This is a genomic window from Nocardia sp. NPDC004168, assembly GCF_040610355.1.
Lineage (GTDB): Bacteria > Actinomycetota > Actinomycetes > Mycobacteriales > Mycobacteriaceae > Nocardia > Nocardia sichangensis.
Window position 1 is genome coordinate 221,156 of record NZ_JBEXME010000005.1, and the last position, 16,745, is coordinate 237,900.

14 protein-coding genes are annotated in these 16,745 nt (G+C 67.5%); 5 read left to right on the forward strand and 9 right to left on the reverse strand.

Features of this window, described 5'->3' with window-relative positions; all coding sequences use genetic code 11:
- Positions 1-15: 15 nt before the first annotated feature.
- The 3 genes from ABZW96_RS12860 to ABZW96_RS12870 form a co-directional block, all read right to left on the reverse strand.
- Entirely contained in the window at positions 16-1,029 is a 1,014-nt protein-coding gene (locus ABZW96_RS12860) for a LysR family transcriptional regulator (protein WP_355074108.1), read from the reverse strand.
- Positions 1,026-3,320: a molybdopterin-dependent oxidoreductase gene (locus tag ABZW96_RS12865; protein WP_355074109.1), complete on the reverse strand. Its 2,295-nt coding sequence runs from the start codon at positions 3,318-3,320 to the stop codon at positions 1,026-1,028. The genes ABZW96_RS12860 and ABZW96_RS12865 overlap by 4 nt, the downstream gene beginning before the upstream one ends.
- 62 nt (positions 3,321-3,382) lie before the next feature.
- The gene (locus ABZW96_RS12870) at positions 3,383-3,841 is read right to left on the reverse strand and encodes a nitroreductase family deazaflavin-dependent oxidoreductase (protein ID WP_355074111.1); all 459 of its coding nucleotides are present in this window, start codon (positions 3,839-3,841) and stop codon (positions 3,383-3,385) included.
- A 614-nt stretch (positions 3,842-4,455) separates the two neighbouring features.
- On the opposite strand from ABZW96_RS12870, the gene ABZW96_RS12875 reads away from it, so the two are divergent.
- Together ABZW96_RS12875 and ABZW96_RS12880 are read left to right on the forward strand one after the other, a co-directional pair.
- Entirely contained in the window at positions 4,456-5,775 is a 1,320-nt protein-coding gene (locus ABZW96_RS12875) for a family 1 glycosylhydrolase (protein WP_355074112.1), read from the forward strand.
- A gap of 34 nt (positions 5,776-5,809) precedes the next feature.
- The gene (locus ABZW96_RS12880) at positions 5,810-6,004 is read left to right on the forward strand and encodes a hypothetical protein (RefSeq protein ID WP_355074114.1); all 195 of its coding nucleotides are present in this window, start codon (positions 5,810-5,812) and stop codon (positions 6,002-6,004) included.
- 5 nt (positions 6,005-6,009) lie between these two features.
- On the opposite strand, the gene ABZW96_RS12885 is transcribed toward ABZW96_RS12880, so the two are convergent.
- Both ABZW96_RS12885 and ABZW96_RS12890 read right to left on the reverse strand, forming a co-directional pair.
- Complete coding sequence (locus ABZW96_RS12885; RefSeq protein WP_355074439.1) at positions 6,010-6,930, reverse strand: nitronate monooxygenase; 921 nt, start codon at positions 6,928-6,930, stop codon at positions 6,010-6,012.
- Positions 6,931-7,048: 118 nt separating this feature from the next.
- Positions 7,049-7,747, reverse strand: a complete 699-nt coding sequence (locus ABZW96_RS12890; protein ID WP_355074115.1) for a WHG domain-containing protein — start codon at positions 7,745-7,747, stop codon at positions 7,049-7,051.
- 187 nt (positions 7,748-7,934) lie between these two features.
- Between ABZW96_RS12890 and ABZW96_RS12895 the strand changes: the two genes are divergently transcribed.
- The 3 genes from ABZW96_RS12895 (at position 7,935) to ABZW96_RS12905 (ending at position 11,973) form a co-directional block, all read left to right on the forward strand.
- Positions 7,935-9,656, forward strand: a complete 1,722-nt coding sequence (locus tag ABZW96_RS12895) for a GMC family oxidoreductase (protein WP_355074117.1) — start codon at positions 7,935-7,937, stop codon at positions 9,654-9,656.
- Positions 9,657-9,805: 149 nt separating this feature from the next.
- Positions 9,806-11,404, forward strand: a complete 1,599-nt coding sequence (locus ABZW96_RS12900) for a serine hydrolase (RefSeq protein WP_355074118.1) — start codon at positions 9,806-9,808, stop codon at positions 11,402-11,404.
- 137 nt (positions 11,405-11,541) lie between these two features.
- Positions 11,542-11,973, forward strand: coding sequence for a hypothetical protein (locus tag ABZW96_RS12905; protein ID WP_355074120.1), 432 nt, complete (start codon positions 11,542-11,544; stop codon positions 11,971-11,973).
- 117 nt (positions 11,974-12,090) lie between these two features.
- Here the strand turns inward: ABZW96_RS12905 and ABZW96_RS12910 are convergent, their stop codons facing one another.
- The 4 genes from ABZW96_RS12910 to ABZW96_RS12925 all read right to left on the reverse strand — a co-directional run bounded on the left by ABZW96_RS12910 (position 12,091) and on the right by ABZW96_RS12925 (position 16,645).
- Positions 12,091-12,474, reverse strand: coding sequence for a VOC family protein (locus ABZW96_RS12910; RefSeq protein ID WP_355074122.1), 384 nt, complete (start codon positions 12,472-12,474; stop codon positions 12,091-12,093).
- A 308-nt stretch (positions 12,475-12,782) separates the two neighbouring features.
- Entirely contained in the window at positions 12,783-13,658 is an 876-nt protein-coding gene (locus ABZW96_RS12915) for a DUF4231 domain-containing protein (RefSeq protein WP_355074123.1), read from the reverse strand.
- Positions 13,659-13,792: 134 nt separating this feature from the next.
- Positions 13,793-15,223, reverse strand: coding sequence for a hypothetical protein (locus ABZW96_RS12920; RefSeq protein ID WP_355074124.1), 1,431 nt, complete (start codon positions 15,221-15,223; stop codon positions 13,793-13,795).
- Positions 15,224-15,379: 156 nt separating this feature from the next.
- Positions 15,380-16,645, reverse strand: coding sequence for a cytochrome P450 (locus ABZW96_RS12925; RefSeq protein WP_355074441.1), 1,266 nt, complete (start codon positions 16,643-16,645; stop codon positions 15,380-15,382).
- Between the last annotated feature and the right edge of the window lie 100 nt (positions 16,646-16,745).

A 16,745-nucleotide genomic window follows, 5' to 3' on the forward strand; every position in this document is an offset into this window, starting at 1 on the left:
AGGCACGGGCCGACACTACGGACCGGCCACCACACCGGGCACGCCGAACAACTCCTGATCGGGTTCGGGAACCCAGCAGGCGGCGGCGGTATCCCGGTTGTAGCTCTCCGCGACATGCTCGATCAAATGCCGCAATCCCGGATGCCGGTCACCCGCCGACCACAGCAGCGCCAGCGGATAGGCCGGAGTGGGATCCACGATCATCAGCCGCCGCACGTTCGGATGCCACGGCGTCTGCCCGCCGTCACCGGCGAAGGTCGCCAACGACGACGAATCCGCGATACGTTCGACGATTCCCGCCATATTCTCCAGCGGACCCCCGGTATCGATCGGAATCCCGCTGAACGCGCTGAGTTCTCGATAGAAATCGGCCCACTCCGACGGCACGGCCGCACCGGGCACCCACACCGGATGCCCCGCGACCTCCCGCAACCCGATCGTCGACCGGCCCGCGAACGGATGGTCCTTACCCACGAGCAGATACAGCGGCTCCAGATACGCCGGAGCCGCGACGATGTCACCGGGCAACGCCACCGGGCCGCCGTGCGCGCGAGCCAAGGCCACGTCGACCAGACCGCTGCGCAGCGCCTCCCGCGACGTCGTGATCATGTTCGACATGACGATCTCGGTCTCACAGCGCGGATGACGCGCGAGATAGAACTCCATCAACTCCGTCGCGGCCATACGCTTACCCAGAACCGCCACCCGCAACGGCCGCACCCGCTCGCGCACGGACCGCACCGCCGCCTCGGCGCCCACGAGCAGTGAACGCGCATGCGGCAACAGCCGAAGACCCGCTGCGGTCGGCGCGCTGCCACCGCATCCACGCTCGAAAAGCTCCGCACCCAACTGCGCTTCGAGTTTCGCGATGCGCTTGGACACCGCCTGCTGGCTGATACCCAGCACAGCGGCGGCGTGACCGAACTGCTCCTCCTCCACCACCGCGACGAACGCCCGCAACGCCGCCAGATCCAGATCCACCATCACCTCCATCGACCAGGCAACCTCCGCCTTGCTCGGCGACCTCACAACGCTTCCGCGCCCGTCCGCTCCGGCGGGCGGACCACCTCCACCTGCGTGAGCGGGCCCGCATAACGCTCGATCTCCACCAAAGTGAGCTGCCCGGCGCACCCTTGGCTGAGCGTCGAGGACGGACGGTCGGCGATCAGCACGTTCGGATTACCGTGACGGCAGAACGTCGGATCCGCCGGGTCGGGGTCGTACCACGCGCCGGTGGACAGCTGCGCGACACCGGCTCGCACCCCCTCGTCCACGACCAACCCCGCCAGGCAACTACCCCGATCGTTGAACACCCGCACGATGTCACCGGCACGCAGACCGCGAGCCTCGGCGTCCGAGGGATGCATCCGGATCGGTTCCCGCCCGGAGATCTTCACCGACTGGCTATAGGCGCCCACGTCCAGCTGACTGTGCAACTTCGTCCGCGGCTGGTTCGCCACCAACTGCACGGGGAACCGCTCCGCCGCCGCGCCACCGAGCCACTCCTCCGGCTCCAGCCACACCGGATGCGGCGGGCAATCGGCGTACCCGAAGCCATCGATCGTCGACGAAAAGATCTCGATCTTCCCGCTGGGCGTGCTCAGCGGGTACCGGTCCGGGTCTGCGCGAAAGTCCGCGGCAAGCACCTGCCGTGGGTCCGGCACCGGAAGCTCGAGCGCCTCGCCGGACCAGAACGCGTCGAAATCCGGAAACTCCTGTCCCGCACGCGACTGCTCTACGCGCCACCGCTCGTACAGATGCCGCAGCCACTCCGCGACCGAACGTCCTTCGGTGAACTCCTTGCCGACCCCGAGCCGATCCGCCATCTCGGCGAAGATCCGATAATCGTCGCGCGCCTCAGCAGGCGGGCGGGTCAGCGCTCGCATCGGAAAGAACGACCGGTCACCTTCGCCCGCGCCGTAGTCATCGCGCTCGATGGACATCGTCGACGGCAACACGATGTCCGCGTGCCGCGCGGTAGCCGTCCAGAACGCATCGTGCACCACCACCGTGTCCGGCCGTTCGAACGCCATTCGCAAACGGGCCAGATCCTGATGGTGATGGAACGGATTGCCGCCACACCAATACACCAACCGCACATCCGGATACATCAGATCCCGACCGTTGTACCGATAGGGCGCACCCGGATTCAGCAGCATGTCCGCGATCCGCGCGACCGGAATGAAGGCATCGACACCGTTGCGCCCCTGCGGAAGTCGCGGCACCGGCCCGCGCGCCGGTTCCCCGACGCCCGCGGCCGAGCCGTAACCATGCCCGAACCCGCCGCCGGGAAGGCCGATCTGCCCCAGCATCGCCGCCAGCACCACACCCGCCCACAACGGCTGCTCACCATGTCGCGCCCGCTGCAACGACCAACTCACCGTCACCAGAGTTCGAGCGGCGGCCATCTCGCGCGCCAGCATCCGGATACGCTCCGCCCCCACCCCGGTGATCGCCGCGGCCCACTCCGGATCCTTGACGACTCCATCCACCGCGCCACGAAGATACGCCGCGAAACGCTCGAAGCCGACCGTGTACTCACGCAGAAACGTCGTGTCCGCCAAACCTTCCGCGTCCAGCACCTGAGCCAGCGCAAGCATCATCGCCACGTCGGTGCCAGGCAGCGGCGCGATCCACTCGGCTTCGCTCTCCGGCGGGGTGTCGTCGCGCAACGGACTGATCGACACGAACCGGCAGCCCCGCTCCCGCGCCGCCGTGATCCAGCCCCGCACGTTGTGCCGGGAGACGCCACCAGGCGACACCGCCGCGTTCTTCGGTGACAGACCGCCGAAGGCCACCACGAGTTCGGAGTGCTCGGCCAGTACCGCCTTCGCCGTCGCCTGCTGCGTCAACCAGCCGATGTCGCCGATGACGTGCGGCAGGAAAACCGTCGAAGTGCCCAGACTGTAACTGTTCACGTGCCGGACGTAGCCGCCGAGACAGTTCAGGAAGCGGTGCAATTGACTCTGCGCGTGATGGAACCGCCCCGCGCTCGCCCAGCCGTACGAACCGCCATACACCGCCTCCGCCCCAAACCGCCGGTACACCCGGCCCAGCTCACCGGCCAGCAGGTCCAACGCCCGCTCCCACGACACCGGAACGAAAGCCTCCGAACCGCGCGGCCCCGGCCCCGGCCCGTTCTCCAGCCAACCCCGGCGGACATACGGCCGATCAATCCGAGTGGGGTGGTGCTGCGCAGAAGCGACGTTCCCGATCAACGGCATCGGCTCCGGATCACCACGCCACGGCCGGACCTCCGTCAGTCGTTCACCGTCGCTGTCCGCCTCGAACGCGCCCCAGTGGGTCAGATGCGTGGTCACCGCCCCACCGTAATCGGCCCCACCGACATCGCGGCGCCGCCCGTCCCCCCGCCAACGCCACCTCAGCCGGATTTACGGCGCAGCTCGAAGATCCGGAACACACGGCCGCCGGAGAGCTCGTACTCCATGGCATAACCTGGCCAGAACTCGACCGCCAGATCCCAGAAGGGCTTGCGCTCCACACCGTCGATCTCACGCACCGCGACCAGGAACTGCTCACCCTCGTGCCGGACCGAGGCAGTCTGCGCGGCACGCAGATTCGCCGACCACGCCGGATGTTCGGAACTCCCCCAATTCGAGCCGAGGACGATGAAGTCCGCACCATGCGGGACATACAGCAACGACGTGGTCCGCGGGATCCCCGTCTTCCGGCCCGGCACCGTGACCTCGATGGACGGCAACCCTGCCAGATCCAGGACACCCCTTCGCCCGCCGCTCACCCGCCGGATCACGCGCTCGAGCCGGAGCACGACCGGCGCCGACCGCATCACCCAGCGCTGCTGAGCGAGCCGTCTCGCCACGCGCGGCAACGGATTAGACACCACTTCAGGACACCTCTCCGTACGACTCGCAGGCTGGCAGGCGCTCTACAACAGATCTAACACCTCGTACCGACATCTATGCACAGTCGGCCTCTCGGTCTTCGATATCCATTGCGAAGTTTCTGTTGCGGTGCAGGTTTCGTATTGCATCCGTTTCTACGCAATCCCGCTGGTCACCGCACCGGACGAGGTCGCTGGTGATCCCCCGGCCCGGCCTGGCTGCGCCGATCCGGTTCGAGCCCGACCAGGCCGAACGCGATCTTGGATTGGCTCGTCCTGAGCGGAGTTGTGCGTGCACGATCGCATGGTGGTTCTGGGGGTGTTCCGTGGTTTTGAAGACGAGGAAATACATATTTCAATGCGAATATCTACGTATTAACATGCAAGTTGTTGCGATGTTAGTTGTTGAGGCTCCGCCACATCACCCTCCACGCAGTTCCGTTCCGCGCAAGTCCTCGAAGCGCAGCCCACTCCCCGACTTTCGAGAAAACGGACAAGCGACCAGTTACCCTGTCCCCCGTGCCGTCCTCCCCCACCCTGGTTCGAGCACCCGAAGGACGACGAGGACCAGCCCCTTTCGGAACAGGAGTTCGATGCGTTCACACCGCCGCCATGTCTCTGCCGCCTTGGCGGCCGTCGCCGCGGTACTGCTCGGAGGCGCCGCCCCAGCAGCCGCCCGCCCCGAGCCGCCCGCCGCGGTCACCCCGATGGGCCCGGATTTCCTCTGGGGCGTCGCCTCGTCGGGATATCAATCGGAAGGCCATGCCCCGGACAGCAACTGGTCCCGCTACGTCGCGTCCGGGAAAACGACTGACCCCTACCGGGATTCGATCGACTTCTACGCGCGTTACCGCTCCGACATCGCCCTTGCGGCCGATCTGGGCGTGAAGGTGTACCGCATCGGCGTCGAGTGGGCACGCCTCCAGCCCGAACCGGGCAAGTGGGACCTCGAGGGGCTGAAGTTCTACGACGATGTCGTCGCCGCGATCACGGCTGTCGGCATGCGTCCCATGATCACCATCGACCACTGGGTCTACCCGGGCTGGGCGGTCGACCGCGGGGGCTGGAACAACCCGGGCCTCGTCGAGGGCTGGCTGGCCAACGCACGAGCGGTCGTCGATCGCTACGCCCCGTTCCAGCCGTTGTGGGTGACGTTCAACGAGCCGACCTTCTACCTGCTGAACGAACTGCGCCACGGCGGACTTTCGCCCGCGGCCGCGCCCGCGATGCAAGACCGGATCGCCCAGGCGCACAACAGCATTTACGACTACATCCACCGGGTACAGCCGGGCGCCATGGTGACCAGCAATGTCGCCTACATCCCTGGCGGTGAGGATGTGGTGAACAAGCCGCTGGTGGACAGGCTCGACACAAAGCTCGACTACATCGGCATCGACTACTACTACGGCCTCTCCCCCGACAGCCTCACCGCCACGGCGAGTTTCACGGAGTTGTGGAAGAACCCGCTGCAGCCGGAAGGCATCTACTACGCGCTGCAACACTATGCGCGTCAGTTCCCCGGTAAGCCGCTCTACATAGTCGAGAACGGGATGCCCACCGAGAACGGCCTGCCCCGCGCGGACGGATACAGCCGCGCCGACTCACTCCGCGACACCGTCTACTGGCTCCAGCGAGCCAAGGCCGACGGCATGAACTTGATCGGTTACAACTATTGGAGTTTGACCGACAATTACGAGTGGGGCTCCTACACACCACGTTTCGGCCTCTACACCGTCGACGTCCTCACCGATCCCGCCCTAACGCGCAAGCCGACGGACGCGGTGGCCGCATACACCGACATCACCCGGACCGGCGGCGTCGCGCCCGGTTACCGGCCGACCCGTGCGCCGAAGGATTGTTCCTTCGTCGACGCGCCCGCCAGCTGTTCCGACCCGGTCACCGTCCCGCGGTGACACTTCGGGGCACACCATCGAGTGGAGGTGGACGATGACCGACGATCCCGTCGCGGTGCTGCGGCGCTGGGCCGATTCCGGCGGAATCTGGCGAGTCACCGGACGCCGGCCCGGTTCGGTCACCGTCGCCCTCTACCAGTGCACGGGCGGAGAGGAGGTCGACCGCCTGGTCTCTTCCGATCCCGAGTTGATCCGCTATCTCGGTGAGCGAACCAGCAGCGAGGACTGAACCGCTCAGCTCACGACCGATCCGGTCGCCCCCGCCCACAGCCGCTCCAGCACGCGCGCGGCCGGTTCCACGGCGGTGATCAGGCCGACCCCCTGCCCCGCGTCGATCGGCGCGACGGCGGGATCGTCAGCGGCGAGCGCCGCGGTGAGAGCGCGCTTGGCCGCCGCGTCCATGGCGAGCTCTTCTTCTCGCCCGGTCCACCGGTCGGTGAACCCGGTGCGCAGCACCCGCGCGGGAAACCTGGCGGGCCAAGGCAATTCCATTCCCACGTCGTACGCGCGGGTGAGCACCGCGTCGTCGCCGCGTGCCTCGATCAGAGCACGACGGCCCGCATCCGACAGCAGCGATTCCGAGGAGGCCGCCAGGCAGGTGCCGAGCCATGCGCCACTGGCCCCGGCGCGCAGCACGGCGGCGAGATCCCCCGGTGCGCCGATGCCGCCCGCCGCGAGCACCGGGACCGTTACCGCGTCCAGCACCTCTTCCAGCAGCGGCAGCAGCGACGCGTTCACGGCGCCGTGCCCACCACCCTCCACGCCGCGGGCCACGAGGACGCCGACACCGGCGGCTTGCGCACGCCGCGCGTCCTGCCCGCTGTACACCTGAGTGGCCGGGACGATCCCGGCGTCCGCGACTCGGGCGGCCCAGCCCAAGTCTTCCCCGAAGCTCACCGAGATCAGTGCGGGACGCGCCTCGATCGCGACCTCGAGCAGTCGCGGCTCCCCGGCGACCACCCAATCGACCAGGCCGATGCCGAACGGGCCGTCGATGCCGCGCAGGTGCGGCAATTCCCGCTGCAGCGCCCGGACCGATCCGGCACTGCCCATCCCGATCATCCCGAGCCCGCCGGCCGCGGTCACCGCCGCGGCGAGCCGTCCGCCCGCCACACCCCCCATCGGCGCATTGACCAGTGGAATGCGCGCACCCATCCGGTGCGCCCATGCGATCGCGTCGTGTGCGGGGAACTGTTCGCCGGGCATCGTCACGAGTTCCATCGCAGCACACCGTGCCATGAACAGTGCCGGGCCGCTCGGTCACCGCGGGTGGTCACCCGCGGTAACCGAGCATGTCCAGCAGTCCGTCGAGCTGGAGTTCGAACAATTCGTCGCGGTCGGCGAAAGTGTTGGTGCCGTACATGTCGAAGACGTCCGCGCTCACCGCCCCGAACAGGCCGACCCAGAACGTCACGCCGCGGACGACCAGCCAGTCGGGCACCTCGAGCGGGAACTCGTCGCGGATCACCGCGAAGCTGCCCGCGAGAGGCGCGGAGATCCGCGGCTCCTTACCGGGCGCGGCCAGTCGGCCGGCACGATGGGCCTGAGCGAACAGGGTCAGCAGTGCGGCGATCACCCGGGTGCCCGGCGCGGTGGTCTCGGTGGCGGGTGCGTCGTAGCCGGGAACCGGCGTACCGAACAACAACCCGTAGCGAGCGGGTTCGGCCAGTGCCCAACGCCGCACCGTGCGACCCAGAACCCGCAGCCCGTCGATCGGATCGTCCCCGGCCTCGGCCAGCGCCTCGTCGACCGCGTCGCCGAGGGCGTTGTAGCCGTCCACGACGAGCAGGGTCAGCAGCTCGTCGCGACTGCGGACATACCGGTAGACAGCCGAGGAGACCACGCCGAGGTCACGCGCGACCGCGCGCAGGGACAAGGCGGCGGCGCCTTCGGTCGCCAGGTGTTCGCGCCCGATCCGGACGATGTCGTTCATGGTCTGGGCCCTGGCGCGGGCGCGGGGTGTCGTCGGCATAACAGAAACGATGCGCGCATCCGAGAGCGTTGTCAACTATTGAGAGCATCGCTCTTAAACCGGGGCGGGCGACCACCGGCACCGCTGATCACCGGAGTGGTCGGCTGGTTCGAGCCGACTTGCGAACCGTTACTTACCCGGGAGTAGTGTTAGCCGAGTCACTGGCGACACGATCGAGGAGTTCCACATGGACCAGCGGACGACGGATTTCGACGTGCTGATCGTCGGTTCCGGGTTCGGCGGCAGCGTCACCGCGCTTCGGCTGGTGGAGAAGGGGTACGAGGTCGGCGTACTGGAGGCGGGCCGGCGCTTCGCCGACGACGAACTGCCCAAGACCAGCTGGGAGCTGAAGAAGTTCCTCTGGGCGCCCGCACTCGGCTGCTACGGAATCCAGCGCATCCATCCGCTGCGCAACGTCCTCATCCTCGGCGGCGCTGGCGTCGGGGGTGGATCGCTGAACTACGCGAACACTTTGTACGTACCGCCGGAGCCGTTCTTCCGCGACCCGCAGTGGCGTGACATCACCGACTGGCGCGACGAACTCACCCCGTACTACGAGCGGGCGCAGCAGATGCTCGGCGTGGTGCGGAACCCGCACATGACGCCCGCCGACGAGGTCTTCAAGGCCGTCGCCGACGACATGGGTGTCGGCGACACCTTCGTGCAGACGCCGGTCGGCGTGTTCTTCGGCGAGCCGGGCAAGACCGTGCCCGACCCCTACTTCGGCGGCGTCGGGCCGGAGCGCACCGGGTGCGTCGAATGCGGCGACTGCATGGTGGGCTGCAAGTACGGCGCGAAGAACACGCTCGTGAAGAACTACCTGTACCTGGCCGAGCAGGCGGGCGCCGAAGTCATCCCGATGACGACGGTCACCGAACTGCGTCCGCACCCGGACGGCACGTGGGACGTGTCCACGGCTCGTACCGGCGCCTGGATTCGCAAGCAACCTCGCACGCTCACCGCCGCGCACGTCGTGCTCGCGGCGGGCACGCGCGGTACCCAGAAATTGCTGTTCGCCATGCGCGACAGGGGTGTGCTGCCGGACCTGTCCGATCGGCTCGGCGTGCTCACGCGCACCAACTCGGAGTCGATCGTCGGCGCCGCGACCAAGCAGGTGCGCCCCGGCACCGACTTCACCAAGGGCGTCGCGATCACCTCGTCCATTCATCCCACTCCCGACACGCACATCGAGCCGGTCCGCTACGGCAAGGGCTCCAACTCGATGGGGCTGCTGCAGACGCTCATGGTCGACGGTGGTGGCCGGATCCCGCGCTGGCTGCGCTTCCTCGGCCTGGTGCTGCGGCACCCGATGAACCTGCTCAGCTTCTTGAGCACGAAGAACTGGAGTGAGCGGACCATCATCTCGCTGGTCATGCAGCACTTGGACAATTCGATCACCACCTACACCAAACGCGGCCTGTTCGGCCGCAAGCTGACCAGCAAACAGGGCCACGGCGAACCCAATCCGACCTGGATTCCGGTGGGCAACGACGTCACCAGGCGGGTCGCGGAGAAGATCGGCGGCATCGCGGGCGGTAGCTGGGGGGAGATCTTCAACATCCCGCTCACGGCCCATTTCCTGGGCGGCGCGGCGATCGGGGCCGATGCCGAGCACGGTGTGATCGACGGCTACCACCGCGTGTACGGCTACCCGACGCTCAGCGTCGTCGACGGGGCGGCGGTCTCGGCGAACCTGGGCGTCAACCCGTCGCTGACGATCACCGCGCAGGCCGAGCGGGCGGCGGCGTACTGGCCGAACAAGGGCCAGGTGGACGCCCGCCCACCGGTGGGCACGGGATACCGGCGTATCGCTCCCATCGCACCGGTGAATCCGGCGGTTCCGGCGACTTCGCCCGCGGCGCTGGTGCTTCCGATCGTGGAGATCCGGGAGACGCCCGCCGCCGGATAGCTCCGCCGCCGGTCTGATCTGCCGGAATTCGACGGCGGCGGGCGAGTGCGGGGCCCGTCGCCGCGAAAACCCGAACCGACCGCGCAGCAATCTCGCCTCAACTAGCCTTTATCTGGTCTTTTGTCGCTGCGACAGCCAGGAGGCGATCCGTGAGCACACTGCGGCGCATGTTGCTCGGCCCCGTGGCGATGGCGACGGTCCTCATCCTCGCGATAGCGGGGTGCGGCGGCGACGGAGCGGACTCCACGCGAGCGGGAGCACCGTCCAGTTCCGCGGTGCTGCCCAACCGGATCGCCGGTGTGCCGATACCGGACGGCCGGATCGACGATGCCCTGGGCGAGCTGGACCGGCTCGCGGAAGACCTGTTCGCCTCCTCCGGGGTTCCCGGCATGGCGGTCGCCGTCGTTCACGGCGGAAAGGTCGTATACAGCAAGGGATTCGGCGTTCGCAACGTCGTCACCGACGAGAAGGTCGACCCGGATACGGTCTTCCAGCTGGCGTCGTTGTCCAAGCCGGTCGGGGCCACGGTCGTCGCCCGCCGGATCGCCGCGGGAGGCGTCGAATGGGACACTCCGGTGCACCGGCTGCTGCCGTCCTTCGCCCTCGCCGATCCCTACGTCACCGAGCACGTCACGATCGGGGATCTGTACGCGCATCGCTCCGGACTGCCCGATCACGCGGGCGACCTGCTGGAGGATCTCGGCTACGACCGCGGTCAAATTCTCGACCGGCTTCGGCTGTTGCCGCTGGGCACGTTCCGCGATTCCTACGAGTACACCAATTTCGGGCTGACCGCGGCCGCCGTCGCCGTGGCCACCGCGGCGGGAACCGATTGGGAGACGTTGTCCGCACAGACCATCTACGGTCCCCTCGGCATGAATTCGACCAGTTCCCGCTACACCGACTTCGTGTCCCGCGCGAACCGCGCGGAGGGGCACGTGCTGATCGAGGGGAAGTACGAGCAGGCGAACCCACAGCGCCAACCGGACGCGCAGTCCCCGGCGGGAGGCGTCAGCTCCTCGGTGACCGACATGGCCACATGGATGACGATGGTGCTCGCCGACGGCTCCGCCGGAGGCTCGGTCCTGGTGCCATCGGAGGATCTGCTGCCCGCAATCTCTCCGCAAGCCGTGTCGGCGCCACCGAAAACGCCGGACGCGCGGGCCGGGTTCTACGGATTCGGCTTCAATGTGAGTGATTCCGCCGCAGGCCGCGTCGTGCTCGGTCACTCGGGAGCGTTCGGCCTCGGCGCGGCCACCGCGTTCACCCTGATCCCCTCGGCCGACGTCGGCATCGTGACGCTCACCAACGCGGCCCCGATCGGCGTGCCGGAGACGCTGAACGCGGAGTTCGCCGACCTGGTGCAGTTCGGGGAGGTCCAGCAGGACTGGCGCACTCTGTATCGAACGGCGTTCCAGCCGCTCGGAGCACCGGCCGGGGCGCTGGCGGGCAAACAGCCGCCCGCCGACCCCGCCCCCGCGCGACCGGCGGCGGCATATGCGGGTACCTACGACAACGCCTACTACGGGCCGGCGACGATCAGCGCCACCGATCAATTCCTCACGCTCACCCTGGGCCCGAACAACATGACCTTCCCCTTGAAGCACTGGAACGGCGACACCTTCGTCTTCACGCCTCCCGGCGAGAACGCCCCGCACGGATCGGTCTCCCAGGCGAGGTTCGACGGCGACAAACTCACCCTCGAGTACTACGACACCGAACACCTCGGCGTGTTCACCCGACGGTGACGGTCGCGCCCACCCCGACCGCGACCCCGGGCTCCGGCGCACGGCCCGCAGCCGGTCGCGGACGCCGTCCATCCGTTTCCCGGGGGTTTGCCGACCACCGTTGCGGGAAGTCGCTGAATGCAGGAGAGGAGGCAGCGATGACCGGACCGAACGAGACATACGACCCGCCGCAGGACACCGGCGCGCCCGACGCGGTCGAGACCGATGCGGCGGCCCTCAGCAGCGCCGAGGATCTGGACGAGGATCGGCTGCGTTCCGACCCGCTCGAGGCCGGAATGGACCCACCGGAGCACTGGAGCGGCGTCACGAAGTACGGCGTGACGCAGTGGGAGCAATCTCATCCTCGACCGCTCGGCGACCGGCTCGCCGAAGAGGAGCCCGACACCGATGCCGGAGTCCTGGAGACCGAGGCCACCGGCACCGGGGACGACCGAAAGCTCCAGGACATCACCGACGACCGCGACCAGGTACTCGCCGCGCACCGCTACGAGGAGGAAATCGGTGTGGCGGCCGATGTCGCGGGCGGTTCGGTGGCCGATGACATCCGGCACCCGGCCCCGCCCGAATGAACTGGAGCATGCCCGCCTGATCGGTACCGCCGTGGCCCGGCCCGCCACCCGGATAAGACATCCGCCGTATATGGCGCGATCGCTTCCGGCGCGGCAGGGCCGGGCGCGGATGGAGTTCTACTCGTCCGGGAGCAACACCAGACAGAACGTATGCCCCACCGGGTCGGCATAAACACGGAAGGCACCATCGGTTTCGTCCTGCACGAGTGTCGCGCCCAACGCGAGCACAGCGGGCTCGGCTTGCTCGATATCGTCCACCAGGACGTCGAAATGTACTTGCTGTGACCCCTCGGGATCTGGGAAGCGCGGGGGCTGGTAGTCGGGCGCCGTTTGGAACGCGATGCGCCGACCTGATGCCTCGACCAGCACCACCCAGTCGTCGTCATCGTCCTCGAGCAGATCTCCCCCGAGTAACTCTTGATAGAACCTGGCGAGTTTGCGCGGCTGAGGGCAATCCAGCACGACGCTGCGCAACTGTCCGACCCCATTGTTCGATGCCATATTCCGACCTCCAGACCTATGCCATTCGTCGTTGCCTACCCGCGCCGCTCGGTGGCAAACGCGGGCGGTACATCCGAGCGCCGCACCAGTCGCCGCTGCGACGGATCACACGGGCCGAAGGCAGGCCGGACCGAACGCAACGGCCCGCCCGGCGCTACGAAACACGCCGGACGGGCCGCTTCCCCGTTCGCCATGCGACGCCGCCACGTCACACAGCTTGATCATGGTAAGCGCCCACGCCTGGCATATCCGGCAGCCACGCCGGATCATCCGATGTCCGATCGATGCGGCACCGTCGTGCACGCAGGTCATTCGCCGTGCGAGGCTCGCCAGAGCGTGTGCTCACGGCTGATCGCTTCCTCGGCGTCGGATACGGCGTCGGCCCAAGCGGCTTCGGTGTCGTTCTGTTCCAAGACCTCGGCGACGATGCTCAATTCGTTCGAGGCGACGGCATAGGCGGCGGCGCCGGTACTGTGCTGACGGGCCGACGACCAGGCGGCCAGGCCCGCCACCCCCGCCGCGAAAATGCCTGCGAGATCGAAGTTCACCGCGTTGAACGCCTTCGCCAGCGCTCCCGCGACACCCGCGACATCGAAAACGAGTGCCAGCGTGCCGAACAACTGAGACCTGCGCTGGTGGTATCCGGATTTTCCCGCATACCACCGTTGCTGTTCCCGGATGCGGTCGTTCAAGTAGACGCGGCGCCGTTCGTCGAACGGTGCGGAGCGCAGCCGCCGCATGCGATCGGTGATGGCCGGGGCGGTGGTCGGCCGCAACGCCAGCGCCGAGATATCCTGACGCAGCAGCATCAGTCGCTCGATCAACATCCGATCGGCCTCGCCCGGAGACAGCGTCCCGACGAACGGCGCACCCTGTACCGCGTACTTCCAGGTCAAGGTCTTCACCGATTCGGCGAGCGCGCGACCCTCGTACCAGGACTTACCCGGACGTCCGCGCAGAACGCCCACATCGACCGCGAGGATTCCGACGAAGGCCATCGCCGTGAGGATGGCCGCGATATCGGTGCCCGAAGCGCCGACGCGTATGGTGAATGCCGCGCACGCCGCCGCCACCACGGCCAGCCAAAGCCGAGCTCCGTAGGCGCGAAGATAGAACTTCTGGCCGTACAGCGACGCCGTGTCCGCGGACTGGAACAGCCCGGGGTAGTCGTCAGCCTGCCGCACGGGCCGCGGGACGCGTTCGAACCGACATGGCCGAAGCGTAACAGGCGACAGGTCCGTATCGAATCCTTTTGCGCTGCTTTCGAATTACGAGTCGACCATCGCCGATCGCCATTCCCGACCACGCATTCGCGACATCAACCACGGACTTGCAGATCCGCCATCAGATACCGGGTGGCGGCCCGATGACCGTCGGTCACGGCGATCCGGGCCGTCCGCGGGGTGGTGCCGGAATTCGGTGAGCGGCTGTCCATTCGCGACCAGTGATAGAGCACTTGCGCTTTCAGGAACGCCCGGTCACTCCGCTTGTCGCAGAGGAAGATGACTTCGGCAATGGGAAAGCGGTCGATCACACGTTGCAACTCGAATCGTGTTCCCGCGTTCGCCGGCACGTATCCGGCGAGGTCGAGCACGACGTAGTCGACCCGGGACAGCAGTGTGTCCACCGCCGCCTGCCAGAAGCTGACGTGGCAGAGGATCGAGCGAACGGGATAGCTGCCCGCGGGGTCGCGGACCTTGACCGCCAGATCGGTCACCCCGAGCAGCCGCCTGCGTCCGGGTGGAAACGGTACGTCCGAGTGTTTCGCCAGTTCTTCGCGCAACATGCGCGGTGACGCCACGAACATGGTGCGGAAGGCATTGCGCCTGCGCACGTCTCGCACCTCCTCCGGACTCACCGACGCGGCGCTGCGCAGGAGATGCACATACCCGAACTCGCGCCACGCGCCGCGCAGGAATTCCCGGGCGCGCGCCCGATTGTCGAACAGGCGCAGATAGGCGATCTGTACCGGCTTCGCGCCGATCACATTCGACCGCGGCGAGACCTCGCGAAGGTCTCCCCTGCCCCGCGGCGGGGTGGTGAACCGCACGGTGAGCGCCGGAATCTCGCTCGCGCGAGACCAAGTCGGGTCCGGGCCGATCGGGCTGATCCTGGCGCTGTAGGCGGGGTCTTTCGACCACTTCTCGACCGTCCGGCTCGCATTCCAACGCCGCCACCGCAGCGCGACCGATGCCAGCAATACCGCCGCCGACAGGACCATCAGGCCGAGGACGGCAGGCTCCAGTTCCGGCGCCGGACGTTGCGTTCCGTCGGGTTCCTCCACGGTCACCCCGTAGACCAGGACCAAGACGAACAGCGCGACCGGCACCACGCCCCAGAGCAACCGTCGGCTCGCGGCCGCGCCGTGACTTCGGACCTCCTGCACCGTGGCCATGTGCGTGTCCAGCGGCGGCACCAGCATGGCGATCTGATCGGGATCACGGTCCACGCGTCGCCGCAGCGATCGCGCCCGCAACCCCTGCGATGCGTCGGCGACGGCCTCCGCACCGGCGGCGAACGCCCCCACCCCCAGCACGGCCAGCGGAAACAGCACCAGCTGCCGCCACGTCGACAGGTCCACCGCGGGCACCCAGGCCGCCAGCAGCTGCGGCCCGCGAGCCCAGACCACGACAACAGCCGCCACGGCCGCCACGAATCGAACGGCGTTTCCAGCCGCCGACCGCAGCGACGCGGTCTCCTCGCCCCGGACGCGAGCGTACAACTCGCCGCCGCTCATTCCGCTGACCACCGCTGGCGTACCGTCCCGCCCCTGTGCCGACGAACATCCGTATACCGATGGCTGCGCCTGTCGCGCCGGCGATATCGCCGGGCATGTCAGCCGCTTTCACCGGCGAGCACCAGTATGGACCCGAGCCGGTGAAGACACATTCGTTATCGGCCGGGCCTATATGACGCGGACCGGCGCGGATTTCGGGAAGACGACCGGCAAGGCCATCAGTGCCCGGTGGAACGGTCCCGGCCGCCATTGCAGTTCGGCCTTGCCCAACTGGATTTCCGGCAGAGCGTCGAACAGCTGGTCGATGGCGTTCTGCACCGTCATGTAGGCGACGGATTTCGCCGGGCACGCGTGCGGACCCGCACTCCACGCCAGATGGGAACGATTGCCGATACGACTGCCACCTGGCTCGTCGGTCCCACGGATCTGAGGATCGTTGTTGCACCCGGCGAGGCTGATGACCACCGGCTGGTCCGCGGGCAACCAGACCCCGTCGACCATGATCGGCTGCCGTGGGTACGTCGTGCAGAAGTTCGCCATCGGCGGATCGTTGAACAAGACCTCGTCGAGCGCGTCGGTGGTGGACAGGTTCCGTCCGAGGACGTCACCGAAGCGGAACCGGTCGTCGGTGATCATCAGCAGCACGGCGTTGGTGATCAGATTGCGCTGCGCCTCGAATCCGGCCCCGTAGAAGCTCATCAGCTGGGCGAAGATCTCGATGTCGTCGAGTTCGGTCGAGTGGTGAGCCAGCCGCGAGGTGACGTCGTCGCCGGGATGTTGGCGCTTGAGCCGGATCAGCTGCATCAGCGCATCCTTGAGCATCTTCATGCCCTCGGGCCCCCGCACCGTGTCGAAGCGCGCGGCCATACCGGTGGCGACTCGCTCGCCGATCTCGGCCGGGCAGCCGACCATCTGGTTGAGGACTTCCAGGACCAGCGGAAACGCGTACTGGGTGACCAGATCGGCGGATCCGTCCGCGCAGAACGCATTGATCAACGGGACGGCGATCTGTTCGACCGTGGTAGGCACGTCGAACAAATCGATCCCGTCGATGGCGTCGACGGAAGCATGCCGGTAGCGATCATGGGCGAGTCCGGTGTTGTACCGTGCCGCCGGATACCACTCCATCATCGGCCGCACCGGAGAATCGTCGGGAATGGTCTTCTGCCAGGTGCGCGGATCGGCCGGGAAATGGTCGGGATCGCTGAGGATGCGCACCGCGGTCTGGTAGCCGATCACCAGGGTGGCAGGAACGCCGGGCGCCAGCTCGATCGGAACCAGCGAGCCGTGCTTGCTCCGCATCTCGCGGTAGGCATGGTGCGGGTCGGTGACGAACTCTTTCGTATACATCTGGACGCGCGGGGCGTCCGCTTCCGTCAAGGGTCCGTGCTGGACGGGGCACGCTCCGGTTCCAGTGGTGTGCGGCGCGGCCATCGGGGACTGTGGTGTGGTCAAGAACGTGACTCCAGGTAATGGAACTGCAATTCGACGAAAGTGATCTGTGAGCGGGTACACGTGCCTGCCGAGACCTGTC